This is a genomic window from Brevundimonas sp. NIBR10 (assembly GCF_027912515.1).
Taxonomy (GTDB): domain Bacteria; phylum Pseudomonadota; class Alphaproteobacteria; order Caulobacterales; family Caulobacteraceae; genus Brevundimonas.
This window is the reverse complement of sequence record NZ_CP115464.1, coordinates 3,418,580-3,443,660: the sequence shown is the minus strand read 5'-3', so window position 1 is coordinate 3,443,660 and position 25,081 is coordinate 3,418,580. Positions and strand designations below refer to the sequence as shown.

Genomic DNA, 25,081 nt, shown 5'->3' with positions numbered 1-25,081 from the left:
GGTGCGTGAGCCCTGTCGTTCGATCGAATGGGAGATAGGCGCGGGGTGTAGCGACCGCCGCGCGCGGTGGCAAATGACCTAGCGGATGCACAGGGCGGAATGAGGGCGGAGGCCTCAGGCGTAGTTGAAGCTGATCGAGATGCGATCGGACTTGGCGGCGTTCATGGGAACCTCATGGCGTAGCCAGCTCTCCCACATCAGGACCGTTCCGGGGCGGGGGGTCAGATAGACGAAGGGTTTCTCGGCCTCGGACGCGTCGGCGGCGACGGCCGGGCGGGCCATCATCATGGGCAAGCGGGGGTCCTCCAGTTTGAGCGCCGAGGCGCCGTCGGGAACCTCGACATAGACGGTGCCGGACAGGAAGGCGTGGGGGTGGATGTGTCCTGAGTGGCTGCCGCCGGGCTTGAGGACGTTGACCCACAGATTGTCCAGCCGGGGTTTGCGGGCGAGGTCGAAGTTCAGGGCCCTGGCATAGGCGAGGGCGTGGCGGTCGAGGTGGCGCTTGAGCTCGGCGAACTCGGGCATCCGGGTCGGCAGGTCGTTGAGCGATCCGTAGGAGGTATAGCCGCGATAGCCGTGGGCCCGGCACCAGGCGCGCCCGGCGTGATCCTCGACCGCCAGCATCCGCACGGCGTCGGCCAAGGCGGCGTTGAAGCCCTCGAAGCCCGGCGTGGCGGACAGGGTGGCCTCATAGACCTGGGTGACGAAGAGGGGGCGCAGGGACATGGTGCGTCATACCTCTCCCTCCCCTTCATGGGGAGGGCAGATCGCGAAGCGATCGGGTGGGGCAGTGTGAAGGGCAATCGTTCCTTTCGGACCCCACCCTGGCTTCGCTTCGCTTCGCCGTCCCTCCCCACAAGGGGGAGGGAGAAGGTTGACCCGCAGCCTCGCCCGTGGTCCGTGCCGCGTCCCATGTTGAGCCCCGCTACCCGATCCGCGACGAAAGACCTGCTGCATCTGGCGTGGCCGGTGATCCTGGCGCGGCTGGGGATCATGACCATGGGGCTGACCGACGTGATCGTGGTCGGCAACTGGTCCAGCGAGGAGCTGGCCTATTCGTCCCTCGCTCTGGCCCCGATGAGCATCGTCGTGACCACCGCGGTCGGGCTGATGATGGGGGTCCAGGTGATGACCGCCCGGATGCTCGGCGAGGGTCGTCGGGCCGAGGTCGGGGCGGTGCTGAGGCGTGGGCTGGTCTATTCGCTGCAACTCGGCGTGGGGGCCATGATCGTGCTGTGGCTGCTGGGGCCGCTGGGGCTGAGGCACGCAGGGCTGGCGGACGGTCTCGCCGAGGGCTCGTCGCCCGCCCTGCGCATCTTTGCCCTGTCTATGCCCGGCTATCTGGTCAGCGTAGCGGCGCAGTTCTTCCTGGAGGCCTTGCACAAGCCCAAGCCGGGGATGTGGGCGATGTGGATCGCCAACGGGGTCAATCTGGCGCTCAACCTGTTGCTGGTGCCCGATATTTTGGGGCTGGGAATCGACGGGGCGGCGGCCTCGGCCTGGGCGACGTTTGCGGCGCGGACCTCGCTGGCGGTGTTCCTGGTGGTCTATATCGTGCGCCTGCCCGAGGCGCGGGCGCTGGGGGTGTTCGTCAAGCCGGTCCGGGACATCACCGCCGAGCGCGAGCAGAGGAAGGTCGGATACGGGGCCGGGTCCAGCTATTTCATCGAGGTCGGGGCGTTCGCGGCCATGACCTTCATCGCGGGCCAGCTGGGAGCGATCGAGACCTCGGCCTGGGCCATCGTGCTGAATGTGTCGGCGATCGTCTTCATGGTGCCGATGGGGATGTCGGCGGCGACGGCGGTGCTGGTCGGGCGGGCTTACGGCGCAGGGGACGGGCCGGGCGTGCTGCGGGCCGGGCTGGTGGGGCTGGGGGTCGTCAGCCTGCTGACCGTGCTGGTCGCGCTGGGGTTGTGGGGCACGGCTCCGTGGGTGGCCAGCGCCTATAATCGTGATCCGCTGCTGCTGGCGGTGGTGACCCCGGCCCTGGTGCTGGCGACGCTGTTCTTCGTGGCGGACGGGATCCAGGTGGTCTCGGCCTCGGCCAACCGGGCGGCGGGAGACGTCTGGTGGCCCACCATCATGCATTTCGGGGCCTATACCCTGGTGATGATGCCGCTGGGCTGGGTGCTGGGGCATAGCCTGGGCGTGGACGGCCTGGTCTGGGCGGTGATCATCGCCAGCCTGGTGTCGTCGGTGCTGCTGACCGGGCGGTTCGTGCGGGTGGCGCGGCGGATCGGCTGAGGCGAGGCCGGGCCGCCCTTCACCGGAGCCGACCCGGTGGCGGTTGGCGGTCCAGAAACAGGCCGCCAAACCGCCAAACCGCCAAACCGTCATTGGGTCGCGAGCCGAACGCCGAGAAATCAACGGGTTACCGGATCGGCGTGGCGGCGACCCCCACATTATAGGAACCCCCTCGGCAGGCTGACGCGGTCTCATGGCGTCAGGACGTGAAACCTGGACAGCGCAGGTGGGGAGGGCAAGGAACAGTTCAAGGCCTTAATAGGAAAAAATTCCTCCCGGGCAGTGTCATTCGTCGAGGTAGACCACGCCGCCCTTCATCACGAAGTCCATGTCTTCCAGCACCGTGACATCGGTCAGGGGATCACCCGACACGGCGACGAGGTCGGCGGGCATGCCGACGGCGATGCGGCCTGCCTGATCCGAGATCTTCAGGTGCGCGGCCGCCCCGACGGTGGCGGACTGGATGGCCTCCAGCGGGGTCATTCCGGCGCGGACCAGAAGGGCGAACTCCTGGGCGTTGTCGCCGTGGGCGGAGACGCCGCTGTCGGTGCCGAAGGCGATGCGGACGCCGCCGTCATGGGCGCGTCGCGCCATGTCGAGCATCTTTGGCCCGGCCTCCATCGCCTTGGCGGTCTGGGCCGGGGTGAAGAAATTGTCGGGTCCCGAGGCCAGGCGGAGCACGAAATCCCCGGCCAGCAGGGTGGGCACCAGATACGTCCCCTCGCGCTGGAACAGGCGGATCGATTCGTCGTCCAGATAGGTGCCGTGCTCGATCGAGTCGCCACCGGCGCGCAGGAAGGCGTTGATGCCGTCGACGCCGTGGGCATGGGCGGTCACCTGACGGCCCATGCGGTGGGCAGCGCCGACGATGGCGGCCAGTTCCTCGTCCGAGAACTGCTGGGCCAGGCCCGCGGCCGTGTTGGACAGGACGCCGCCGGTCGCGGTGATCTTGATGATGTCGGCCCCGGACCGGACCTGAAGCCGGACCGCGCGCATGCAGTCGTCGGCGCCAGAACAGACGCTTTCGGGCGACAACAGGTGCATGACGTCTTCGCGGAAGCCGTTGATGTCGCCGTGGCCGCCATGGATCGAGACCGCCGACCCGGCCGCGATGATCCGGGGGCCGGGCACGTCGCCGCGCCGTACGGCGTCGCGGAGGGCGAAGATCGCCTCGTTGGATGCGCCCAGATCCGCCACGGTGGTGAAGCCGGCCATCAGGGTCTTGCGCGCATAGCCGGCTCCGACCATCGCCTGTTCGGCATTGGACTGGGTGACTTCTTCCAGACGGCCGTTCGGATTCTGCTGGCTGGTCAGATGGACGTGGCTGTCGATCAGGCCGGGCAGGACGAAATCGTCCCTCAGATCGACGATGTTTCCCTCTCCGACGAAGCCGTCGCGGATTTCGACAATGCGATTGCCGGTGATCACGAGAGTTTTATCGCGCTGCACAACGCCGGTTTCGGGGTCGGCCAGAAGTCGCCCCACTTGCACGAACGTCGTTCCCGTTTCGGGCGAAGTCGTCGGCGCGGCGGCGGTTTGCGCGGCGACGCCCGTCGCCAGAACCAGCCACAAAGCCGACACCGCCACGTTAAGCTTGATCATCATGTCCTCCCGAAACCCGGATTTCACCATAGACGGGAAGGGCCGCGCGCCAAGGCGCAGGTTGTGCAAAACCTGATCTTCGGCGACAAACGGCCACTTGGATCAACCGCGCGAGGGGCGTCGCATGCGGCTATCAAGGCGAGGACTTGTGTTGGGCGGTTCGGCGATGCTCGCCGGCTGTGCCACCAATCAAGCCGTTCAGGCTCCGGTTCAACTCGCCCAGGCCGTTCCGGTTCCCGCGCCCGTCGCCCCGCCCGCGCCGCGCATCGTCTATGAGCGCGCCGCGCCGCCGCCGCTTGATCCCTATCGCCGCGTCCGCCCCGAGCTGATGCAGCGCGCCATGCAGGCGCTGGACGTGCATCACCGCCGCATTCCACTGCGTGACCGGATGTATCTGGTCGATTTCCAGAAGTTCTCGGGCGAAGAGCGGTTCTACGAGGTCGATCTTTATTCGGGCCAGGTCACGGCCTTCCGCACCTGCCACGGCCGGGGTTCGGACCCCGAGCATTCGGGATATGCCCGGACCTTCTCCAACACCCCCGAAAGCTTCATGTCCTCGGTCGGCGCCTATTCGACCGCCGGGGCGGGCTGGGGCTCGCAGCAGGGCCCCAATGTCCTGCTGGACGGGCTGGAATACTCGAACAACATGGCCCGCGAGCGCGCCATCATCATCCACGGCGCCGACTACGCCGACCCCGACTGGCTGGCCCGCGAAGGCAAGCTGGGGCGGAGCTACGGCTGTTTCTCGGTGGCCCACACCGACCTGCCTGCCCTGCGCGAGCGGATGGGCGAGGGGCGGCTGCTGTTCGCGCAGGCTTAAGCGGTTTCCCCTTCCTCTCGTCATTCCGGGCGGAGGCGAGCGCAGCGACCCGTAGACCCGGAACGAGGCGGCGCGCGAGAGCGCGAACCTGTCGCGAGTGAGTTTGTCTCAACTATCGCTTGCGCTTCGCTACGGCGCCGCCCTGTTCCGGGTCTCCGCTACGCCGCGCCCGGAATGACGAGAGAGGGATATGACCGATGTCATTTCGTTTACCGACCTTATAGAAGCGCCTAGGTTGCTTTGATGCATATCAGTTGGCGCATGGTTCGCACCCTCGCGAAAGGCTATCATCGTCGCCTGTGCGAGGTCGGCGAACAGACCGATGTCAACCGCTTGCAGTATGTCGCTCCAGGCGCAGCATTGCCTTGGCTCTTGGTATTGATGGGCCTCTTGATCCTTCAATGGCTCATCGAAGGATCAACCGGCCAAAGTCTGTGGTTTTCGCAACCGAAGTACCTCCGTTGGTTGGTATCTGCGGCCTACTTGATACCTGCTGCCGGGTTCGTTTATGCCCAGGCGATAGTTTTTATCAGCTCGTGGCGGGCTGAAATGCGTCGCAAACACTAAGCAGTCCAGCTTTGGCGGTGTCGCCTTGTTGACGGTCGGGTCCGCTAGCTACCCCTCTGTGACATCGCGAGCTTCTGCTTTCAGTCAAGGCCGCACAGCCTCAATCGGCCCGTCCCACCCATCAGCATTTTGAGCAACCGCCCACCCGCTCTATATGCGTCCTCCCCAACGCGTTCGGATTCCCATGGCCCGCATCCTGATCACCTCGGCCCTGCCGTACATCAACGGCATCAAGCATCTCGGCAATCTGGCCGGGTCGATGCTGCCGGCCGATGTCTGGGCGCGGTTCAAGCGGGGGCAAGGCCATGAGGTGCTGTATATCTGCGCCACCGACGAGCACGGCACCCCGGCCGAACTGGCCGCCGCTGCCTCAGGGCAGGACGTGCGGACCTATTGCGACGAACAGCACCAGATCCAGAAGGCGGCGGGCGAGGCGTTCGGCCTGTCGTATGACTGGTTCGGCCGGTCCTCGAACGCGCCCAACCACCGCCTGACCCAGCATTTCGCGGCGGCGCTGGAGGCGAACGGGCTGATCGAGGAGCGGGTGGACCAGATGGTCTATTCGGTCGACGACGCGCGGTTCCTGCCCGACCGCTATGTCGAGGGCACCTGTCCGCACTGCGCCTATCCCAAGGCGCGCGGGGACCAGTGCGACAACTGCGGGCGGTTGCTGGACCCGACCGACCTGATCGATCCGTATTCGTCGGTCTCCGGCAGCCGGAACATCGAGGTCCGCGACACCCGCCACCTGTATCTGTTGCAGACCAGGATCGAGCCCCAGATCCGGGCCTGGGTCGACGGCAAGACCGGCTGGCAGCCGCTGGCCAAATCCATCGCCTACAAGCATCTGGACGAGGGCCTGATCGACCGTGGCATCACCCGCGACCTGGCCTGGGGCGTGCCGGTGGTGGGCCCAGACGGCGGGCCGCGACCGGGCATGGAGGGCAAGGTCTTCTACGTCTGGTTCGACGCCCCCATCGAATACATCGGCGCGACCGAGGAGTGGGCGCAGGCCAATGGCCGGACCTGGCGCGACTGGTGGCGGCTGGATGAGGGCGCCGACGACGTCCGCTACGTCCAGTTCATGGGCAAGGACAACGTCGCCTTCCACACCGTCAGCTTCCCCGCGACCATCATCGGCTCGGGCGAGCCGTGGAAGTCCGTGGATCAGCTGAAGGCCTTCAACTGGCTGAACTGGTACGGCGGCAAATTCTCGACCTCGGGCAAGCGCGGAGTCTTCATGGATCAGGCGCTGGAGCTGTTGCCCGCCGACTACTGGCGCTGGCACCTGACGGCCTATGGGCCCGAGGGGTCGGACGCGGCCTTCACCTGGGAACAGTTCCAGTCGACGACGAACAAGGATCTGGCCGACGTCCTGGGCAATTTCGTCAACCGGATCGTCAAGTTCACGGAGTCCAAGTTCGGCGGCGTCGTGCCGGAGGGTGGCGAACCCGGCCCGGTGGAGGCGAAACTGATCGCCGACGTCGAGGCGGGGCTGGCCGAGGCCACTGCCGCGCTCGAGGCCATGGAATTCAGGAAGGCCTGTCAGGCGATCCGCGCCGTCTGGGTGCTCGGCAACGAATACCTTCAGGTCGCCGCGCCCTGGACCGCGTTCAAGACCGATCCGGTCCAGGCGGCGGTCGGGGTGCGGATGGGGCTGAACCTCGTCGCCCTTTTCGCCCGGCTGGCCGCGCCGGTCATGCCGTTCTCGGCGGTGAAGATCGCGGGGTCCGTCGGCGCGACGGACCTGTCATGGCCCGCAGCCGGCGAGCACTGGACGACGGCGCTCGCAGTGGGTCAGCCGGTCCAGGCCGCCGAGGTGCTGTTCAAGAAGATCGAGGACGTTCAGGTCGTCGAATGGACCGAACGGTTCGGTGGGGCGGAGACGGCTTAGGCCTCGCCGCCCTCGGCCTCTTCCATGCCGACCAGGGCAGGGCTGACGCCGTACTGGCGTGGCCAGGCGACGGCGGGAACGTCGGTTGGGCCGATAGCCATTGTCGCAACCGTCCAGCCGCCGTCTTCACGTTTCAGGAGGGCTACAACGGTAGTGCCGTCCATCATGCCTTCTTCTGCAGCCGAAGCCATGTTGGTCTTCGAGAGGTCCAGTTCCGACCCATCCAATGCGACAGCCGGGCCGGAGACATAGACCCACTGAAGCTCGCCCCTGGTCTCGCCCCGAAGAATCTCCAGATTGACCCTGGCCGGCAGGCCCAGAGACCGGATCACCGCCGCATCGAGAACGGCCTGGATCGACGGGCGCGCCGGATCGGTCGGCGAAAGTTCAGCGCCTGGAGAGCTTGGTGTCGCTGCAGGTGCCTCGATCAGACCCATGACGCCCGGAGGAAGCTCCGAAGCCGTTGCGGGTGTCGAAGCTGGCTCAGGCGCTGGCTCGTCACAGGCCGCGACCAGCAGACAGGCTGTGAAGATCAGTCGGAAATGGCTCACGGTCTTCCCCCTTCGCCGTCGAAAGGCGACCGCTTGCAGCGGTCAAGGTCGGCGATCCCACAGGCCAATGGTGACGCTTGTTTCGCGCGAAGTGAAGTGCCGTCAGGACGCGAGTTTGAGTTCGATTGAGGGTGGCGGGACGGGCCGGCTCATCTCTTCGGCCATCTCGAACCAGCACAGGATAGCGTCTCGCACGTTGACGATCGCCTCTTCCGGCGTCTCGCCGTCGCTCATGCAGCCGGGCAGGTCGGGCACGGTGGCCAGATAGCCGCCGCCTTCGTCCTCGCTGAGAGGGCGAACCAGAACAGGATAGGACAACGGCGACATCACGCCCTCGAAACCGCGTCCACCATCTGGACGGGTTTGCGAATATACACGGACTTGATCGGACGCGCGAATGGGATGCTGAGCATGTCCGGTACCGCCGGGCGGGCGACCTTGTAGTGCGATCCGCCGCCGCGCGGTGGCGAGCACGTCAGGCCGTGTTCCTTGCACAGAGCTTCGACATCGCGAATGTGCCAGTCGTTTGACGGAATGGCCCGCATCTGCGCGAGACGTTTGCTCATCGACGCACCCTTACGGCTTGGCGATCGCCCTCTGAGCCAGACAGACCGTCAGCTTCTCGCCCGCCTCGGGCCGGCAGGATTTCTGGACCTCTGCGGCCGAAATATCGAGGAAGGCCGGGGCTCTCGCATTGTGCGACTGGACCGCCAGGGCCCGCACCACGGTCGAGCGATAGCCGTCCCAGATCATGTGCAGGGCGACGTACAGCACGATGACCAGACCGACGTAACCGATCCAGCGATAGCGGCTCAGCAGCTTGGCGATATAGGTCGCCGCGACGCCCATCAGGCCGATCGACAGGACCAGGCCGAACACCATGATCCACGGATGATCGTGCGCGGCGCCGGCGACGGCCAGCACATTGTCCAGCGACATGGTCACGTCGGCGATCAGGATCTGGACCAGGGCCGCGCCGAAGGTCTTGCGCTTCAGGCCCATTTCCTCGGGGCTGGGGCCCTTGCCGTGCTCGATGGCGATCGCAAGTTCCAGCTCGGCCTGGGCCTCGGCCTGGTCGTGGGTCGCCGATTCCTGCAGCTCGCGCCACATCTTCCAGCACACCCACAGCAGCAGGACGCCGCCCGCGATCAGCAGGCCGATGATGGCCAGAAGCTGCACGGTGACCAGGGCGAAGACGATCCGCAGCACGACGGCGGCGGCCAGGCCGATCAGGATGGCCTTGCGACGCAGCTCCTGGGGCAGGGCGGCGGCGGCGAGACCGACGGCCACGGCATTGTCGCCGGCCAGGACCAGATCGATGGCGAGCACCTTGCCGAGAGCCGACAACTGGCTGGCGAGTTCGGGAGACGAGAGAAATTCCATCGCGGCTCTCTAGCGGCTGGGCGTCGATGCGCCAAGTCTCCTCCCCACCGGCGCGCCGACGGCGAAAGAAATGTGTCAGCCGCGCTGTTTGCGGGTGGCTTCGTACAGGGCGACGGCCGCCGCATTGGACACGTTCAGGCTCTCGAACCCGCCGGGCATGGGGATTTTCGCCAGCACGTCGCAGTGTTCGGCGACCAGCCGTCGGATGCCGTCACCCTCGGAGCCCATGACCAGTACGGTCGGGCGGTCGTCCAGCGCCGTCTCCAGCGTCTCCTCGGATGATCCGTCCAGCCCCACGGCGCGCCAGCCGAGGTCGGCCAGCCGTTCCAGCGCCCTCGACAGGTTCGTCACCCGTGCGCAGGGCAGTCGCTCGGTCGCCCCCGCCGAGGCCTTGGCCAGGGCTCCGGCCAGGGAAGGCGAGTGCCGGTCCTGAACCACGATGCCGCGTGCCCCGAAGGCGAGGGCCGAGCGGAAGATGGCCCCGACGTTCTGTGGGTCGGTCAGCTGGTCCAGCATGACGATGATTCCCTCGGCCGGATCGGCGATGTCGTCCAGCGACACCCCTTCCAGGGCCGCCACCTTGAACACCATGCCCTGATGCACGGCCCCGGCCGGAAGCATCCGATCCAGCAACTGGGCGTCCATGACCTCGACCTTGTGGCCGTGGAGAGCCAGGCCCTCCCGCTCGATCTCGGCCGCTCGATCGGCCGTGGCCAGCAGGCGACCCATGCCCTTGCGCGCCGGGTTGGCCAGGGCGGCCACCACCGGGTGACGCCCCCACAGGAAGTTGTCGGCGTCCGGCCCCGCACGTTGCGGCCGGGGTGCGCGCTGGCTTTCGGCAAAGGTCTTCTCGCGCGGATTGGGGTTCCACCCACCGCGGTCGCCGCCGCCCGATCCTGAGCCGGGACCGGCCTTATTCGGACCGTCGCCACCGCGCGGAGCCTTGCCGGAAAAGGGCGCCGATTTGCCCGATTTCCGGTCGTTGCGTTCTGGATTTCTCGCCACTATAAGACGCCCTCCGATTTGGAGCCCTAAGGGCTTTCGGGTCTGGCGCCCCCTCTATCTCAGGCGTGTCAGGGACCGAAGGCTTTTATGTCCGATTGGGTTCTAAAACGCGCTGGGGGAATGTCCCGAGCGGCAAAGGGGGGGGACTGTAAATCCCCTGCGTAAGCTTCGCAGGTTCGAGTCCTGCTTCCCCCACCACGCGTTTTCGATCCTGACGACTGGGTATCGGTGAGGGTCAGCGGCGGAAGGCTTCCTGCAAAGGCAAGGAGCCGCCGTGTTTTCCGTACGGGTGCATTGCTCAATCCCGCCCGCAGCCTCCCTGGAATTCTGACCGGTCGGCATCGAACCCCACGACATCGGATACGCACACCCGGGGCGTCTGCATCAGATGCTGGTTCCGCTCGAAGATCTGGATCGCAATGCGTCCCCAGACGCCAGAACCCTTGTGCGACTGACCCGCAACAGAGCGAATCGCTGAAATCTGGGGTGGGGCGAGACGCTGGACTGATCCAAGAGGTTCCCGACAGACCGGGTTGGATCAGCGCATCACAGCGTCTGATGGTGCGGTCGAGAAGACTCGAACTTCCACGGGTTGCCCCACAGCGACCTCAACGCTGCGCGTCTACCAATTCCGCCACGACCGCTCGCATCGGAGGCGGGGCAATAGCGGAGGTCGCGCCGGAAGGGAAGGGGGTTCAGGCGGCTCCCGCCATGAAGTCATAGACATCCGCCGCCCGCGTCACGGTGATCGCGATGCGGTCGTCGCGGATTTCGATCTCGCCGCGCGCGACGGGATGGTTGTTGGCCAGGATCCAGACCTCGTCGTGTTCCGAGGCGTCCAGCGGGATCACCGCGCCGCGACCCATCCGCAACAGCTGCGACATCGGCAGGACCGATCGGCCCAGCACGACGGAAATCTCGACATCGACGGCGTCAATCTGGCTCAAGGCGTACTCGGTTCATGCAAGGGGCCGCGCAAGCGACAGCCCTTGCGCATGGGCCCCCGACGCCACATTGAGTCCTCATGCTTGCCGACCCGTTAAGCCCCGCCGGAATTCGGCTCCAACGTGATGACGGCCGACCCGTCGAATGGGCGGTTTCGACCGGCCTGATCGGCTATGAAGATGCCGTCGCGGCCATGGAGGCGCGGGTCGCGACGATCGCGGCGGGCGAGGCGTCCGAACTGATCTGGCTGCTGGAGCACCCCCCCCTCTATACCGGCGGGGTTTCGGCGAAGGACGGTGACCTGCTGGATGCGCAGCGGTTTCCGGTTCACCGGTCGGGACGCGGTGGACAATATACCTACCACGGGCCGGGCCAGCGGGTTGCCTATGTGATGCTGGACCTGAACGCCCGTGGTCGCGACATCCGCCGGCTGGTGCGGGCCCTGGAGCAGTGGCTGATCGACGGCCTGGCGACCTTCGGCGTCGAGGCCGGGGTGCGTGACGGCCGCGTCGGGGTCTGGGTCGAGCGCAAAGGGGCCGGGTGGTCGCGCGAGGACAAGATCGCCGCCATCGGCGTCAAGGTCAGGAAATGGGTGACCTTCCACGGGATCAGCCTGAACGTGGAGCCCGACCTCGATCATTTCGGCGGCATCGTGCCGTGCGGGATCACCGATCACGGGGTGACCAGTCTGGTCGACCTCGGCGTCCTGGCCACGATGGACGAGGCGGATGCGGCGTTGAAGGGTGCGTTCCTCACCATCTTCGGCCCCGTGACACCGGCCATGCCGCCGGTTTGACCCGTCACGCCCCTTTGTCGCCGTGATCTTCGCGACAAATCGGCCTCTGGTGTCGCTTCGCGGGGGATCGGGCTTGGCAAGTCCGGCGCGGATCGCTTTAACCCTCTCATCCCTTCGTGACCGGCTCTGGAGCCTGCTTTCATGCATCGACTGTTTACCGCCGCCGCCGCCTTTGCGGCGCTCGCCATGGCCGCAGGGGCCGCGACGGCCCAGGACTTCCGGGCTTTCGCGCGTCAGGATCTTCAGGCCGCGCATGACCAACTGCGCGCCAACCACCCCGCCGCCGTCGTCGGTGGCGCGGCGGCCCAGACCTTTAACGGCTGGATCGACGCAGGCCTGGCGGACTCCATGGCCAAGGTGGCCCAGGTCAACTCGGGCGACAGCCACGCCTATCTGATGCGTTACTATGCGCGTGGCTTCCGCGATTCCAACATCGCCATGACGCCCAGCTTCGAGGGCCTCAGCCCCTATTTCGCGATCCAGTGGCCGGGCTTCACGACCGGCTGGCGCGGCGGCAAATATGTGGTGACCTATATCAAGCCGGGGGTGCGCGGCACGCCGCCCCTGGGCGCCGTCCTCGTCGACTGCGGAGGCAAGACCGCCGAACAGATGGCCCAGGACAAGCTGGATCGCTGGGAAGGCGACCTGACCTCGGAAGCCGGCCGGATCAACACCGCCCCCTTCCTGCTGTGGAACCGCAACAACCCCTTCACCACCGGAACGCCCGGTGCCTGTAACTTCCAGGTGGGTGGCCGTGGTCGTCCGCGTGAATTCCGCCTGATGCCGCAACCGCCGCTGATCGCGGATCTGGAAGCGGCTTATCGCTCGACCGTCTACCAGCCCGGCCCGACGCCGCTGGGCATCGAGATCGTCAACGGCCGTCCGTGGCTGCACGTCCATTCGTTTGCCGACACCGCCGGCTGGGACGCCTTCAATGCGGCGGTCCAGGCGCAAGGGCCGGCTCTGCGCAACGGCTTCGTGCTGGATCTGCGCGGTGCCCGCGGCCAGTCCTATACCTCGACGGCGCGCGGCTATGGCCTGGCCAACCGCATCTGGACGCCCGAGTTCACCGTCAGCCGCCAGCCGGCCGCCGGCGAGATCACCTATCGCGCCACCCCCGGAAACCGTCAGTGGTACGCCGAGACCCTGGGCCGGATGCAGGCCGACCCCCGCTTCGTGCAGGAAAGCGCGCCGGTGATCGAGGAAACCCAGGCCATCGTCGCCGCCTTCGACGCCGCCATCGCCTCGGGCCGTCAGAGCTTCACCCTGGCCGGCCGTCCGGCCGTGCCCGACACCGGGGCCGCCAACCCGATCGCAGGGCCGGTGGTCGTGCTGGTCGACAGCGGCTGCTCGGGCGGCTGCCTGGATACCCTCGACCTGCTGACGCGTCTGCCGAACGTCAAGCTGGCGGGCTCGGTCACGGCGACGGACTCGATCTTCATCGAACAGACGACCATGCGTCTGCCGTCCAACTATTCGGACCTCAGCTTCGGCCACAAGGCCTGGACCTCGCGCCAGCGCGCCAACAACACCCCGTTCACGCCGCAGCCGGCCCTGACCTACACCGGCAATCCGTCGGACGAGGCGGCGGTGCGGGCCTGGGTCGCGACCCTGATGCAGTAGGTAAGGGCGCTTCTCCCTCCCCCGAAGTGGGGAGGGACGGCGTAGCGCAGCGAAGCCGGGGTGGGGCCGTGTGAAGTATCGATGCTCTCCTTGGCGGCACAATTCCCCACCCCGGTCGCTTCGCGACCGTCCCTCCCCATGAAGGGAAGGGAGAAGGGGGTGCAACCTCGGCCGGCCTTTCCTATTTCAGATGCATGACCGACACATCGACCATCCCGACCCCGCTGCGTTCCGCCTCCGGCTATGACCTGACCCCGCCGTCGGAGGGCCAGCGCGTCGCGCTTGAGGCCGACCTGAATGCCGAGGAGAAGCGCGTCCTCCTGTCCCACGGCACCGAGGCACCCTTCTGTGGCGTGCTGCTGGGCGAGAAGCGGCCCGGCGTCTTCTGCTGCCGCGAATGCGGCCTGCCGCTGTTCAAGGCCACGACCAAGTTCGAGAGCGGCACCGGGTGGCCCAGCTTCACCCAGCCGGTGGACGAGGCGCATGTCACCGCCATCGTCGATCGCTCCTACGGCATGACCCGGACCGAAACGACCTGCGCGCGCTGTGGCAGCCATCAGGGCCATGTCTTTCCCGACGGTCCGCCGCCGACCGGCCTGCGCTACTGTATCAACTCCGTTGCCCTGACCTTCGTCGAGGAGGGCCAGCCTTTGCCCGATCCGTTGCGGCGCGGAGACGGAAACGCCTGACCTTGGCCGCATTGTTCGCTAGGGTAGCTTTGTCGCTGGAGCTCGCCGCATGTTGATCGCCGTCCTCGCCGCCGCCGCCCTGTCGGGCGCGAACGATCCCGAGGCCGTGGTCGCGACGGCGCCGCGCGGACAGCAGTCCGTCGCAACAGACGCGGTCGCGCCGGTCGCCGGCGAGGTTCCTTCGGCCTCCAGCCAGACCATCACCCCCCACGGCCTGACCACGGCCCAGCAGATCGACGGCTGGATCGGGCAGGGCAGGGCGAACACCAAACCCTTCGCGGACGACAGCCTCGGCCGCGACCCCTGGGAACAGCCGGACGACCGCAAGATGCATGGCGAGGTCTTCGCCGCCGTCGGGTCGGGCGACTACACCGCCTTCGGCGGCCGGGTCTCGATCCCGATCGGCGAGACCGGTCGCGTCGATCTGAGTTACAGCGAATCGAAGAACAGTCCCTGGGGTTACGGCTACGGATACGGCTATCCGGGGCGCGGCCCCGACGCCCTGCTGTACGGTCCGGGCTATCGCGGTGCCTATGATCCTTTCTTCCTGGGCAGTGGCATCGTCTATCCGGGCCGAAGCACCAGTTTCGGCCTGCGCTACGACAGCGACGACGCGGGCGAAAAGCCCAAGGACGACTGATCGCGTCGGGACGGCCGCCCGAATGGGTCGGCCTGTGCATCATTTGCCCCCGATCGGGGTGAATTTCGCAATTTCGACGGCCGGATTGTCGGGCTAGGATGACGAGACACTCTCGCATCAGGCCTGTTCATGAGCATTCCCTTCGCCCCGCAGTCCATGGAGTTCGGCCTCGGCGAGAACGCCGACATGATCCGGGAGACGACCGCCCGCTGGGCCGCCGACCGGCTGGCACCGCGCGCCGCAGAGATCGACGAGACCAACAAATTCGCCCGCGACCTGTGGCCCGAGATGGGTGAGTTGGGGCTGCACGGGATTACGGTCGAGGAGGAGTACGGCGGGCTGGGGATGGGCTATCTCGAGCACGTCGTGGCGATGGAGGAGGTGTCGCGGGCCTCGGCCTCAATCGGGCTGAGCTACGGGGCTCACTCCAACCTGTGCGTCAACCAGATCCGGCGGTGGGGCAATGAGGAGCAGAAGGCGAAATATCTGCCCAAGCTGATCTCCGGCGAACATCTGGGGTCGCTGGCCATGTCGGAGGCCGGCTCGGGCTCCGACGTCATGTCGATGCGGACGAAGGCTGATGCGCGGGGCGACCGCTACATCCTGAACGGCACGAAATTCTGGATCACCAACTCGCCGACCGCCGACACCCTGGTCGTCTATGCCCGTACCGGCGACGGTAACGGCGGGGTCACCGCCTTCCTGATTGAGCGCGGGATGAAGGGCTTCAGCGTCTCCAAGAAGCTGGACAAGATGGGCATGCGCGGGTCCGACACGGCCGAGCTGGTGTTCGAGGATTGCGAAGTCCCGGCCGAGAACGTCATGGGAGCGCCGGGCCAGGGGGCGGCCATCCTGATGAGCGGTCTGGACTATGAGCGGGCGGTGCTGTCGGGCGGACCGCTGGGCATCATGCAGGCGGCGCTGGATGTGGTGCTGCCCTACCTGCGGGACAGGAAACAGTTCGGCAAACCCATCGGTTCGTTCCAGCTGATGCAGGCCAAGGTCGCCGACATGTATGTCGCTCTGAACTCGGCCCGCGCCTATGTCTACGCCGTCGCCCGCGCCTGCGATCAGGGCAAAACCACGCGGTATGACGCGGCGGGAGCGATCCTGCTGGCGTCCGAGAACGCGGTGAAGGTGTCGCTGGAGGCGGTGCAGGCTCTGGGCGGCGCAGGCTATACGAAGGAATGGCCCGTCGAACGCCTCGTCCGCGACGCCAAGCTGTATGACATCGGCGCGGGGACGAATGAGATCCGCCGCTTCCTGATCGGCCGCGAATTGCTGGGAAGCTGATGCCCCGCCTGACCTCCTCGATCGATCCGAACAGCGCGGCCTTCAAGGCGCTCGACGCCCACAATCGCGCGCTCAACGCCGAACTGCGCGAGAAGGTCGCCAGGGCCGGGCGGGGCGGATCCGATGCGTCGCGCGACCGCCACGTCTCGCGCGGCAAGCTGTTGCCACGGGACCGGGTCGAACGGCTGCTGGACCCCGGCTCGCCGTTTCTGGAGATCGGCCAGCTGGCGGCCAATGGCATGTATGGCGATGCGAAGGACCCCGACGGGGCTCCCGGCGCCGGGATGATCTGCGGCATCGGACGGGTGTCGGGCCGCGAGGTCATGATCGTCTGCAACGACCCGACGGTGAAGGGCGGCGCATACTTCCCCATGACGGTGAAGAAGCATCTGCGGGCCCAGGAGATCGCCGAGCAGAACGAACTGCCGTGCGTCTATCTGGTCGATTCCGGTGGGGCCAACCTGCCGCACCAGGCCGAGGTGTTTCCCGACCGCGAACATTTCGGGCGCATCTTCTTCAACCAGGCCCGGATGTCGGCGAAGTCGATCCCCCAGATCGCCTGCGTCATGGGGTCGTGTACGGCCGGCGGGGCCTATGTGCCCGCCATGTCCGACGAGACGGTGATCGTCAGGAATCAAGGCACCATCTTCCTGGCTGGCCCGCCGCTGGTGAAGGCCGCGACCGGCGAGGTGATCTCGGCCGAGGACCTGGGCGGGGCCGAGACCCATTCGCGCAAATCGGGCGTCGTCGATCACGTTGCCGAGAACGACGAGCACGCGCTCCAGATCGTGCGCGACATCGTGGCGTCGCTGAACACCGTCAAGACCGTCTCCATCGACGTCCGCGAACCCCGTGCCCCCGCCTTCGATGCGGAGGAACTGTACGGCCTGATCCCCGACGACGTGCGGGCTCCCTATGACGTGCGCGAGGTCATCGCCCGGATCACCGACGGCTCGGAGTTCGAGGAGTTCAAGGCCTTGTACGGCACGACCCTGGTGTGCGGGTTCGCGCGCATCTGGGGCTATCCGGTCGCCATCCTGGCCAACAACGGGGTTCTGTTCAGCGAGAGCGCGCAGAAGGGGGCGCACTTCATCGAACTGGCCTGCAAGCGCAAGATTCCGCTGCTGTTCCTGCAGAACATCTCGGGCTTCATGGTCGGCGGCAAGTACGAGGCCGAGGGCATCGCCAAGCACGGTGCCAAGCTGGTCACCGCCGTCGCCTGCGCCGCCGTGCCCAAGATCACCGTCCTGATCGGTGGCAGCTTCGGCGCCGGCAACTACGGCATGTGCGGCCGGGCCTATTCGCCGCGCTTCCTGTTCACCTGGCCGAACTCCAGGATCAGCGTCATGGGCGGCGAACAGGCGGCCGCCGTCCTGGCCACCGTCCACCGCGACGCCGACAGCTGGACCCCTGAACAGGCCGAAGCGTTCAAGGCCCCGGTCCGCCAGAAATACGAGGACGAGGGCAACCCATACTACGCCACCGCCCGCCTGTGGGACGACGGCATCATCGACCCCGCCCAGACCCGCGACGTCCTCGGCCTCGCGATTTCCGCCACGCTCAATGCCCCGATCCCGGACACGGTGTTCGGCGTGTTCAGGATGTAGGGGATGGCCACGCAAATCCTCACCCGTAGGGGGAGGGGGACCGCGAAGCGGTGGAGGGGGCCAACCCCAGATACCGCTTCCAGTTCGGGCCCCCTCCGTCACGGCGCGAAGCCGCGCCGCGCCACCTCCCCCAATGGGGGAGGATTGAACTTCCAGATCAGGACCCGATGACCATGTTCAAATCCGTCCTGGTCGCCAATCGCGGCGAGATCGCCTGCCGCGTATTCCGCACCGCCCGCCGCATGGGCATCCGCACCATCGCCGTCTATTCCGAGGCCGACGCCAGGGCCATGCATGTGCGCGAGGCCGATGAGGCGGTGCTGATCGGGCCGGCGGCGGCGCGCGAGAGCTATCTGGTGGCGGAGAAGGTGCTGGCAGCGGCGAAGGCGACGGGGGCGGAGGCTATCCACCCCGGATACGGCTTCCTGAGCGAGAACGCCGAGTTCGCTGAGGCCGTGATGGCGGCGGGCATCGTCTGGATCGGCGCGCCCCCGGCCTCGATCCGGGCGATGGGTCTGAAGGATGCGGCGAAAAAGCTGATGGTCGCGGCGGGCGTGCCGGTGACCCCCGGATACATGGGCGAGGACCAGACCCCGGCCCACCTCAAGGCCGAGGCCGATGCCATCGGCTATCCCGTGCTGATCAAGGCCGTCGCGGGCGGCGGCGGCAAGGGGATGCGGCGGGTCGAGACGTCGGAGGCCTTTCTGGACGCCCTGGCGTCGTGTCAGCGCGAGGCGGCGTCCAGCTTTGGCGACGACCGCGTGCTGATCGAGAAATACATCCTGTCGCCGCGTCACATCGAGGTTCAGGTGTTCGGCGACAGCCAGGGCGAGGTCGTCCACCTGTACGAACGCGACTGTTCCTTGCAACGCCGCCACCAGAAGGTCATTGAGGAGGCCCCGGCCCCCGGCATGGACGGCCCGACGCGGGCGGCGATCACCGATGCTGCCGTGCGCGCGGCAAAGGCTGTGAACTATATCGGTGCCGGCACCATCGAGTTCATCGCCGATGCCTCCGAAGGCCTGCACGCCGACCGGATCTGGTTCATGGAGATGAACACCCGGCTGCAGGTCGAACACCCGGTCACCGAGAGCATCACCGGCGTCGACCTGGTCGAATGGCAGTTCCGCGCGGCGGCGGGCGAACCCGTGCCGCTGAAACAGGCCGATATCCCGATGAACGGCTGGGCCATGGAGGCGCGGCTCTATGCCGAGGACCCGTCGAACGGCTTCCTGCCGAGCATCGGCAAGCTGAATCATTTCCGCCTGCCCGACGACATCCGCATCGACACGGGCGTCTTCGAGGGCGGCGAGGTCAGCCAGTTCTACGACCCCATGATCGCCAAACTGATCGTGCATGAGACCAGCCGCGAAGCCGCCGCCGCCCGCCTCGCCGACGCCTGCGCCGACGTCGAGGTCTGGCCGGTGAAGACGAATGCGGCCTTCTTGGTGAAGTGTTTGGAGCATCCGAAGTTCGTCGAGGGCGACGTCGACACCGGTTTCATCGCCAAGGAAGAGGGCGATCTGACGGTTCGCAAGATCAGCGACTATGCGCTTCAGTCCGCTGCGCGCGTTCTTCGCTTCGGCGTCGAAGAATCCGGAAGCGACTATTTTGCCCCTTGGTCACAGCGGGGAGGGGCCATGGGCTTCCGGCTTAATGCGACTTCTGCGGCAAGCCAGACTGTCTACGTGGATGGACTGCTCACGCGACTGGAGATCGACGACAATATTGCTGCCGAAAGGGTTCATTTTGAGCCGGACCCCGTGACGACCGTCTATTTTGATGAGGGATCACCCTACCGCGTTTCTATGAACGCTCCCGTTGGTGCAGGCGGCGGCTCCACCTCCGACGGCTCCCTCCGCGCACCCATGCCCGGCAAGATCGTCGCCGTCTCGGCCGCCGTCGGCGACGTCGTCGTCAAGGGCCAGCCGATCGTGGTGCTGGAGGCAATGAAGATGGAGCATGCGCTGGTCGCCCCGTTTGACGGCACGGTGTCCGGGGTCGGAGCCGCGGTCGGGGATCAGGTCGCCGCCGATGCCGTTCTGGCGACCGTGACCGCAGACTGAGGGTGCTGCGGTCGCCCATCCTCAATGAAGGGTCAAGGTTACGCCTCGTGGTCAATGTCGCGTTAAGCGCGAAATCCGGACCTTTGCAGTAATCGATCCTCGCGAGTCAGTTGAAATCGTGTCATAGGCGAGGCAGATCTGGACCGACCATCGGGGGATTGTCGTGCTCTTCGCTAGGCTGAAACGACATCTGGGGCGGACCGCGCAGGTCGGTCTTGCCGCGCTGACCCTGACCGTCGCCGCCTGCGACGGCTCCAATATCCAGATCCCCGGCTTCGGCGGTGCCGCCCAGAGCAACACCACCACCAGCAGCCCGCTGTCGGATGCAGAGGCCGCGCGGTTTCTGACCCAGGCGACGTTCGGCCCGACCCAGGCCAGCATCAAGACCGTCAAGAACACCACCTACGCGTCCTGGATCGACCAGCAGATGGCCATGCCGACGCCGTCGCATGTGAACTATGTCGACAACCGCCTGATCGACATGCGCGAGAGCAATGCCACGGCCACCCTGGCCCCCAACCAGTTCTACGAAAGCTTCTGGAACTATTCGTCGCGCAGCGACGATCAGTTGCGCCAGCGGGTCAAGTTCGCCCTGTCCGAGATCTTCGTCATCTCCCTGCTGGATCCCAATATCGATACGCGCGGGGCCGCATCCTATTACGACATGCTGGGTGCCAACGCCTTCGGCAACTTCAGGACCCTGCTGGAGCAGGTCAGCCTGCATCCCATGATGGGCGTCTATCTGACCAGTATCGCCAATCAGAAGGAAGACGCCGCCACCGGCCGCAGCCCGGACGAGAACTATGCCCGCGAGGTGCTGCAGCTGATGTCGATCGGCGTCAGCCAGCTGAACACCAACGGCACGGCCCGGCTGGACAGCGCGGGCGCGCCCCTGCCGGCCTATACGTCGGCCGACATCGCGGGGCTGGCGAAGGTGTTTACGGGCTGGAGCTGGTACCATCCGACCCCAACGGCCAATACGTTCGCCGGACGTGTGAAGAACGCCGACGCCACGATCCGGCCGATGATCTTCTATTCGACCTACCATTCGACGTCGGAGAAGGCCTTCCTGGGCCGGACCATCGCCGCGGGATCGACCGACGGCGCGGCCGACCTGAAGATCGCGCTCGACACCATCTTCGCCCACCCCAATGTCGGGCCCTTCATCGGCAAGCAGCTGATCCAGCGGCTGGTGACGTCCAACCCCAGCCCGGCCTATGTCGAGCGGGTCGCCAGCGTGTTCAACAACAATGGCGCGGGGGTGCGCGGCGACATGGCGGCGGTGATCCGCGCCATCCTGCTGGACCCCGAGGCGCGTCACCCGGACAATGTCGACAGTGCCGTCTTTGGCAAGGTGCGCGAGCCGATCATCCGCATGACTAACTGGATGCGGGCCTTCAACGCGACCTCGGTGTCGGGCGCGTATCTGATCACCTCGACCAGCGCCAACACCTCGCTGGGCCAGTCACCGCTGAGTTCGCCGTCGGTGTTCAACTTCTATCGTCCCGGATATTCGCCGCCGAACACCCGGCTGGGAGCCGTCAACCTGTTGCAGCCCGAGTTCCAGATCGTCGATGAGGTCTCGGTCGCCGGCTATGCCAACACCATGCAGAACACGATCGGCAACGGGATCGGCACGGGCACCGACGTCCGATCGACCTATGCGGCCGAGACCATGGTCGCCGGCGACCCGCTGCTGTTGGTCGACCGGATCAACACCCTGTTGCTCTACGGCCAGATGTCCGGCGCCCTGCGCGCGCGCATTCTGGACGCGGTCAGGGGCATCACGGTGCCCGGCGGCACGGCGACCCAGGCCCAGATCAATACGGCCCTGACCAACCGGGCCAAGCTGGCGATCTATCTGACGATGATCTCTCCCGAATATCTGGTTCAGCGCTGAGGGGATGGGACGATGACGACACCCCTGGACAGACGCCATTTCCTGAGGGCCAGCGGGGCTCTGGGGATGCTGGGCGCGGCGGCGCCCTTCGCGATGCAGCTGGCGGCGGCCGGCTCTGCGGCGTCACAGAGCGCGCCCGACTATCGCGCCCTGGTCTGCATCTTCCTGTTCGGGGGCAATGACGCCAACAACATGGTGGTGGCGACGGACCAGGATTCCTACGACCGCTACTGGGCCGCGCGCCGCACGGGCGACGATCCCATCGCCCTGATGCCGCCGGGTGCCGCCCCTGTGCCGATCGGCAGCACGTCGTCGGTCACCGGCCGCACCGTCACCTCGGCGCGGATGCCCGAGGCCTGGGGCGGGCTGCTGCCGCTGGTCCCGCGGACGGTGAACCCGGTGCCGGCGGGCACCAGCGCCAGCGTCCGCACCTTCGGTATCCATCCCCTGATGGCCCCGGCGAAAAACCTGTTCGACGCCGGGCGGCTGGCCGTCGTGGCCAATGTCGGCACCCTGGTCCGGCCGATCACCAAGGCCCAGTATCAGGCGCGCACCGTCTCCTATCCGGCCAACCTGTTCTCGCACAACGACCAGCAATCGACCTGGCAGGCGGGGGCCGGAGAGGGGGCACGCGTCGGCTGGGGCGGTCGGATGGGCGACATCCTGGCCAGCCAGAACGGCACTTCGAGCCTGTTCACCGCCATCTCCACGGCCGGCAACGCCGTCTGGCTGTCGGGCCAGTCGATCGTCCAGTACCAGCTGTCCACCGGAGCCCAGCCCGGGGTGGTGATCAACGGGGCCACGGGGTCGTCGCTGTTCGGCTCCTCCGTCGGTCCGGCCAAGGCTCGTGAAATCCTGCAAGGCAAGTCGACGACCAGTCTGGCGGGCCTGGACTACTCCACCGTCACCGAACGATCGATGGGCGCGGCGGCGACCCTGAACAGCCTGTTCACCCAGTCGCTGTCGGCCGCCATCCCCGCGCCGCCCGTCTATACCAACCCCATCTCTGGCCTGACCGAGACCAACAGTCTGGCGGTCCAGCTCCAGACCGTGGCCAAGGCGATCGCCAGCCAGCGCACCACCGGCGTGAAGCGTCAGGTCTTCTTCGTCAGCCTGGGCGGCTGGGACACCCACGATTTCCAGAACTCGGCCCAGTCCAACAACCTGTCCAAGGTCGCGGCCGCAATGGCCTATTTCGATGGCGCGCTCAGTGCCATCGGCGGCATCGATATGCGCCCGAACGTGACGACCTTCACCGCGTCGGACTTCTCGCGCACCTTCACCACCAACGGCGACGGCACCGACCACGCCTGGGGAGGCCACCAGCTGGTGATGGGCGGCAGCGTCCGGGGCGGCGACATCTACGGCCAGTTCCCGACCGTCGGCGTCGACCTGGGCACGTTCCGCAACCCCGACATGGCCGGCAACGCCCTGGTCCCCACCACCTCGGTGGATCAGTACGCGGCGACCATGGGGCGGTGGCTGGGAGTGTCGGAAGGCAACCTGGACCTGATCTTCCCCAACCTGCGGAACTTTGCGTCGCGGGGGATGGGGTTCCTGTAAGGCTTCGTTCGCAAACCCTACCCATCGTCATTCTGGGCCTTGCGCCCAACATCCAGACTCACGGTGCCGACCATGAGCCGTGCTGGACACAATGGCACCACACATCTGCGGTGAAGTTCCCAGAACGAAAAAGGGGAACAATTCGATGCGCCTGAGTGCTCTGATCACGGCGTTGGTCTTGGCTCTATGGGCACCGCCGACGACCGCTGGCACGCCAGTCCGGGTTCAGATCGCTTGCCCCGTAGATGGCATCGAGTTTAGCTTCACCGATACGGCCTCGTTTTCGACCTGGGGGGCAGAGCTGGACGGCAAGCCAATGGGGTCTTGGACAACGCCCATGCCGATTCCCCAATGTCCCGGTTCCAACTTCCCCGTCTACCGTCGCGATTTCGACGACAACGACAAAGCGCGTATCAAGGCTTTGGTCGAGACGCCAGAGTATCAAGCAATCAAGGACGAAGCACCGTACTATTTGCTCCGCTTCGTCCTGCCGAAGATCGAACCGGACTCCGAGGCTGATCCGGACTTTCTTTTGCTCGCCGCGACTTGGCAGGCTCGCGACAAGCCTGAGGCCTACTCCCGCTATGTCGCGGAGCTGGTCCCCCTCATGGATGCGAAGGTCCAGGACAAAGCATCTGAGGATCCGGATTGGTGGTGGCGAAAAATCATCGTCGCGAACCTGCTGCGGCAGGTCGGGGATTTCGAGGGTGCGATGGCGCGTTTGGAAGATCTCAGCGGTGCCCCTCCCGCACAGACTGATTTCAGCCAGCGGGTTGCTCTGACGCGGACGTTGATCGCGGCGCGTGACGCACGACCTCGGGCCGTGGACTCCGCCGACTAGCCCACCTTCACCCGCACCGCCGCCTCCGGCAGATCCTCCCCGAACGCCCGCTGATAGAACTCCGCGATCGTCGGGCGTTCCAGTTCGTCGCACTTGTTGAGAAACGTCAGCCGGAACGACAACCCCACGTCGCCGCCGAAGATGATGGCGTTCTGGACCCAGGTGATCACCGTACGCGGCGACATCACCGTCGAGATGTCGCCGTTCATGAAGGCGTTGCGGGTCATGTCGGCGACGCGGACCATGGCGGCGATCTTGCGGCGGCCCTCGGCGTCGGCCCATTCGGGGGCCTTGGCGGCGACGATCTCGGCCTCGACGTCGTGGTCGAGATAGTTGAGCGTGGTCACGATCGACCAGCGGTCCATCTGGCCCTGATTGATCTGCTGGGTGCCGTGATACAGGCCCGATGTGTCGCCCAGGCCGATGGTGTTGGTGGTGGCGAACAGGCGGAACCATTTGTTGGGCCGGATGACACGGTTCTGGTCCAGCAGGGTCAGGCGGCCCTGTGCCTCCAGCACGCGCTGGATCACGAACATCACGTCGGGGCGGCCCGCGTCGTATTCGTCGAACACCAGGGCGATCGGCCGCTGGATGGCCCAGGGCAGCATGCCTTCGCGGAACTCGGTGATCTGCTTGCCGTCCTTCAGGACGATGGCGTCCTTGCCGACCAGATCGATGCGGCTGACGTGGCTGTCCAGGTTCACTCGCACCAGCGGCCAGTTCAGCTTGGCCGCGACCTGTTCGATATGGGTCGATTTGCCGGTGCCGTGATAGCCCTGGACCATCACGCGGCGGTCGTGGGCGAAGCCGGCGCAGATGGCCAGGGTGGTCTGGGGATCGAACTTGTAGCTGGGATCGACCTCCGGCACGTGGCTGTCGACGATGTCGAACATCGGCACGGTCATGTCGGCGTCGATGCCGAACGCCTCGCGCACGCTCACCTTGCGGTGGGGCTCGAACGTCAGCAGGGGATCGGGGGTCGCATCGAGGGGAAAGGCCATGCGCATCCTCTAGCCACCGGCCGCGCGCGGCTCAACACGCGCGCGGCCCGA

General features: G+C 66.4%; 22 protein-coding genes and 2 tRNA genes. 14 read left to right on the top strand and 10 right to left on the bottom strand.

Annotation, left to right across the window (positions count from 1 at the left end):
* Window positions 1-114 precede the first annotated feature (114 nt).
* Window positions 115-726 carry a TIGR02466 family protein gene (locus O5K39_RS16795; RefSeq protein ID WP_271144743.1) on the bottom strand — a complete coding sequence of 204 codons (612 nt, stop codon included), beginning with the start codon at window positions 724-726 and terminating at the stop codon, window positions 115-117.
* Window positions 727-912: 186 nt separating this feature from the next.
* Here O5K39_RS16795 and O5K39_RS16790 point away from each other — a divergent pair, with 186 nt between their 5' ends.
* The gene (locus O5K39_RS16790; RefSeq protein ID WP_271144742.1) at window positions 913-2,244 is read left to right on the top strand and encodes an MATE family efflux transporter; all 1,332 of its coding nucleotides are present in this window, start codon (window positions 913-915) and stop codon (window positions 2,242-2,244) included.
* Between the two features lie 285 nt (window positions 2,245-2,529).
* Here O5K39_RS16790 and O5K39_RS16785 read toward each other — a convergent pair whose 3' ends face one another.
* Complete coding sequence (locus O5K39_RS16785; protein ID WP_271147184.1) at window positions 2,530-3,846, bottom strand: amidohydrolase family protein; 1,317 nt, start codon at window positions 3,844-3,846, stop codon at window positions 2,530-2,532.
* Window positions 3,847-4,012: 166 nt separating this feature from the next.
* Here O5K39_RS16785 and O5K39_RS16780 point away from each other — a divergent pair, with 166 nt between their 5' ends.
* Window positions 4,013-4,666 (top strand): murein L,D-transpeptidase catalytic domain-containing protein, encoded by a 654-nt coding sequence (locus O5K39_RS16780; protein ID WP_271144741.1) that lies wholly within the window; start codon window positions 4,013-4,015, stop codon window positions 4,664-4,666.
* A 751-nt stretch (window positions 4,667-5,417) separates the two neighbouring features.
* Entirely contained in the window at window positions 5,418-7,127 is a 1,710-nt protein-coding gene (metG, locus tag O5K39_RS16775; protein ID WP_271144740.1) for a methionine--tRNA ligase, read from the top strand.
* Here metG and O5K39_RS16770 read toward each other — a convergent pair.
* The 5 genes from O5K39_RS16770 to rlmB all read right to left on the bottom strand — a co-directional run bounded on the left by O5K39_RS16770 (window position 7,124) and on the right by rlmB (window position 10,066).
* Entirely contained in the window at window positions 7,124-7,678 is a 555-nt protein-coding gene (locus tag O5K39_RS16770) for a hypothetical protein (RefSeq protein WP_271144739.1), read from the bottom strand. The two genes, metG and O5K39_RS16770, sit on opposite strands and share 4 nt — an antisense overlap.
* A gap of 102 nt (window positions 7,679-7,780) precedes the next feature.
* A complete protein-coding gene (locus O5K39_RS16765) occupies window positions 7,781-8,005 on the bottom strand; it encodes a type II toxin-antitoxin system HicB family antitoxin (RefSeq protein WP_271144738.1) in 225 nt (74 codons plus the stop codon).
* Entirely contained in the window at window positions 8,005-8,244 is a 240-nt protein-coding gene (locus O5K39_RS16760; protein WP_271144737.1) for a hypothetical protein, read from the bottom strand. Before O5K39_RS16760 ends, O5K39_RS16765 begins: the two co-directional genes overlap by 1 nt.
* 10 nt (window positions 8,245-8,254) lie before the next feature.
* Window positions 8,255-9,061 (bottom strand): TerC family protein, encoded by an 807-nt coding sequence (locus tag O5K39_RS16755; protein ID WP_271144736.1) that lies wholly within the window; start codon window positions 9,059-9,061, stop codon window positions 8,255-8,257.
* A gap of 75 nt (window positions 9,062-9,136) precedes the next feature.
* Complete coding sequence (gene rlmB / locus O5K39_RS16750) at window positions 9,137-10,066, bottom strand: 23S rRNA (guanosine(2251)-2'-O)-methyltransferase RlmB (RefSeq protein WP_271144735.1); 930 nt, start codon at window positions 10,064-10,066, stop codon at window positions 9,137-9,139.
* A 114-nt stretch (window positions 10,067-10,180) separates the two neighbouring features.
* Between rlmB and O5K39_RS16745 the strand changes: the two genes are divergently transcribed.
* A tRNA-Tyr gene (locus tag O5K39_RS16745) sits at window positions 10,181-10,264 on the top strand.
* Between the two features lie 361 nt (window positions 10,265-10,625).
* Here the strand turns inward: O5K39_RS16745 and O5K39_RS16740 are convergent.
* Together O5K39_RS16740 and O5K39_RS16735 are read right to left on the bottom strand one after the other, a co-directional pair.
* Window positions 10,626-10,710 (bottom strand) — tRNA-Leu (locus O5K39_RS16740).
* Between the two features lie 51 nt (window positions 10,711-10,761).
* Window positions 10,762-11,013 (bottom strand): FliM/FliN family flagellar motor switch protein, encoded by a 252-nt coding sequence (locus O5K39_RS16735; protein ID WP_271144734.1) that lies wholly within the window; start codon window positions 11,011-11,013, stop codon window positions 10,762-10,764.
* 77 nt (window positions 11,014-11,090) lie between these two features.
* Here O5K39_RS16735 and lipB point away from each other — a divergent pair, with 77 nt between their 5' ends.
* The 10 genes from lipB to O5K39_RS16685 all read left to right on the top strand — a co-directional run bounded on the left by lipB (window position 11,091) and on the right by O5K39_RS16685 (window position 24,029).
* Window positions 11,091-11,807, top strand: a complete 717-nt coding sequence (gene lipB / locus O5K39_RS16730; RefSeq protein WP_271144733.1) for a lipoyl(octanoyl) transferase LipB — start codon at window positions 11,091-11,093, stop codon at window positions 11,805-11,807.
* Between the two features lie 141 nt (window positions 11,808-11,948).
* Window positions 11,949-13,430, top strand: a complete 1,482-nt coding sequence (locus O5K39_RS16725; RefSeq protein WP_271144732.1) for a hypothetical protein — start codon at window positions 11,949-11,951, stop codon at window positions 13,428-13,430.
* A 194-nt stretch (window positions 13,431-13,624) separates the two neighbouring features.
* Window positions 13,625-14,119 (top strand): peptide-methionine (R)-S-oxide reductase MsrB, encoded by a 495-nt coding sequence (msrB, locus tag O5K39_RS16720; RefSeq protein WP_271144731.1) that lies wholly within the window; start codon window positions 13,625-13,627, stop codon window positions 14,117-14,119.
* 49 nt (window positions 14,120-14,168) lie between these two features.
* Window positions 14,169-14,759, top strand: a complete 591-nt coding sequence (locus O5K39_RS16715) for a hypothetical protein (protein ID WP_271144730.1) — start codon at window positions 14,169-14,171, stop codon at window positions 14,757-14,759.
* 129 nt (window positions 14,760-14,888) lie between these two features.
* Window positions 14,889-16,052 carry an isovaleryl-CoA dehydrogenase gene (locus O5K39_RS16710; protein WP_271143615.1) on the top strand — a complete coding sequence of 388 codons (1,164 nt, stop codon included), beginning with the start codon at window positions 14,889-14,891 and terminating at the stop codon, window positions 16,050-16,052.
* Window positions 16,052-17,659 (top strand): carboxyl transferase domain-containing protein, encoded by a 1,608-nt coding sequence (locus O5K39_RS16705; RefSeq protein WP_271144729.1) that lies wholly within the window; start codon window positions 16,052-16,054, stop codon window positions 17,657-17,659. The genes O5K39_RS16710 and O5K39_RS16705 overlap by 1 nt, the downstream gene beginning before the upstream one ends.
* Window positions 17,660-17,832: 173 nt before the next feature.
* Window positions 17,833-19,725, top strand: coding sequence for an acetyl/propionyl/methylcrotonyl-CoA carboxylase subunit alpha (locus O5K39_RS16700; protein WP_271144728.1), 1,893 nt, complete (start codon window positions 17,833-17,835; stop codon window positions 19,723-19,725).
* 163 nt (window positions 19,726-19,888) lie between these two features.
* A complete protein-coding gene (locus O5K39_RS16695; protein WP_271144727.1) occupies window positions 19,889-21,625 on the top strand; it encodes a DUF1800 domain-containing protein in 1,737 nt (578 codons plus the stop codon).
* Window positions 21,626-21,637: 12 nt separating this feature from the next.
* On the top strand, window positions 21,638-23,188 hold the full coding sequence (locus tag O5K39_RS16690) for a DUF1501 domain-containing protein (RefSeq protein WP_271144726.1): 1,551 nt from the start codon (window positions 21,638-21,640) through the stop codon (window positions 23,186-23,188).
* A 145-nt stretch (window positions 23,189-23,333) separates the two neighbouring features.
* Window positions 23,334-24,029 (top strand): hypothetical protein, encoded by a 696-nt coding sequence (locus tag O5K39_RS16685; RefSeq protein ID WP_271144725.1) that lies wholly within the window; start codon window positions 23,334-23,336, stop codon window positions 24,027-24,029.
* Here the strand turns inward: O5K39_RS16685 and cobS are convergent.
* Complete coding sequence (cobS, locus tag O5K39_RS16680) at window positions 24,026-25,030, bottom strand: cobaltochelatase subunit CobS (protein ID WP_271144724.1); 1,005 nt, start codon at window positions 25,028-25,030, stop codon at window positions 24,026-24,028. The two genes, O5K39_RS16685 and cobS, sit on opposite strands and share 4 nt — an antisense overlap.
* Window positions 25,031-25,081 lie beyond the last annotated feature (51 nt).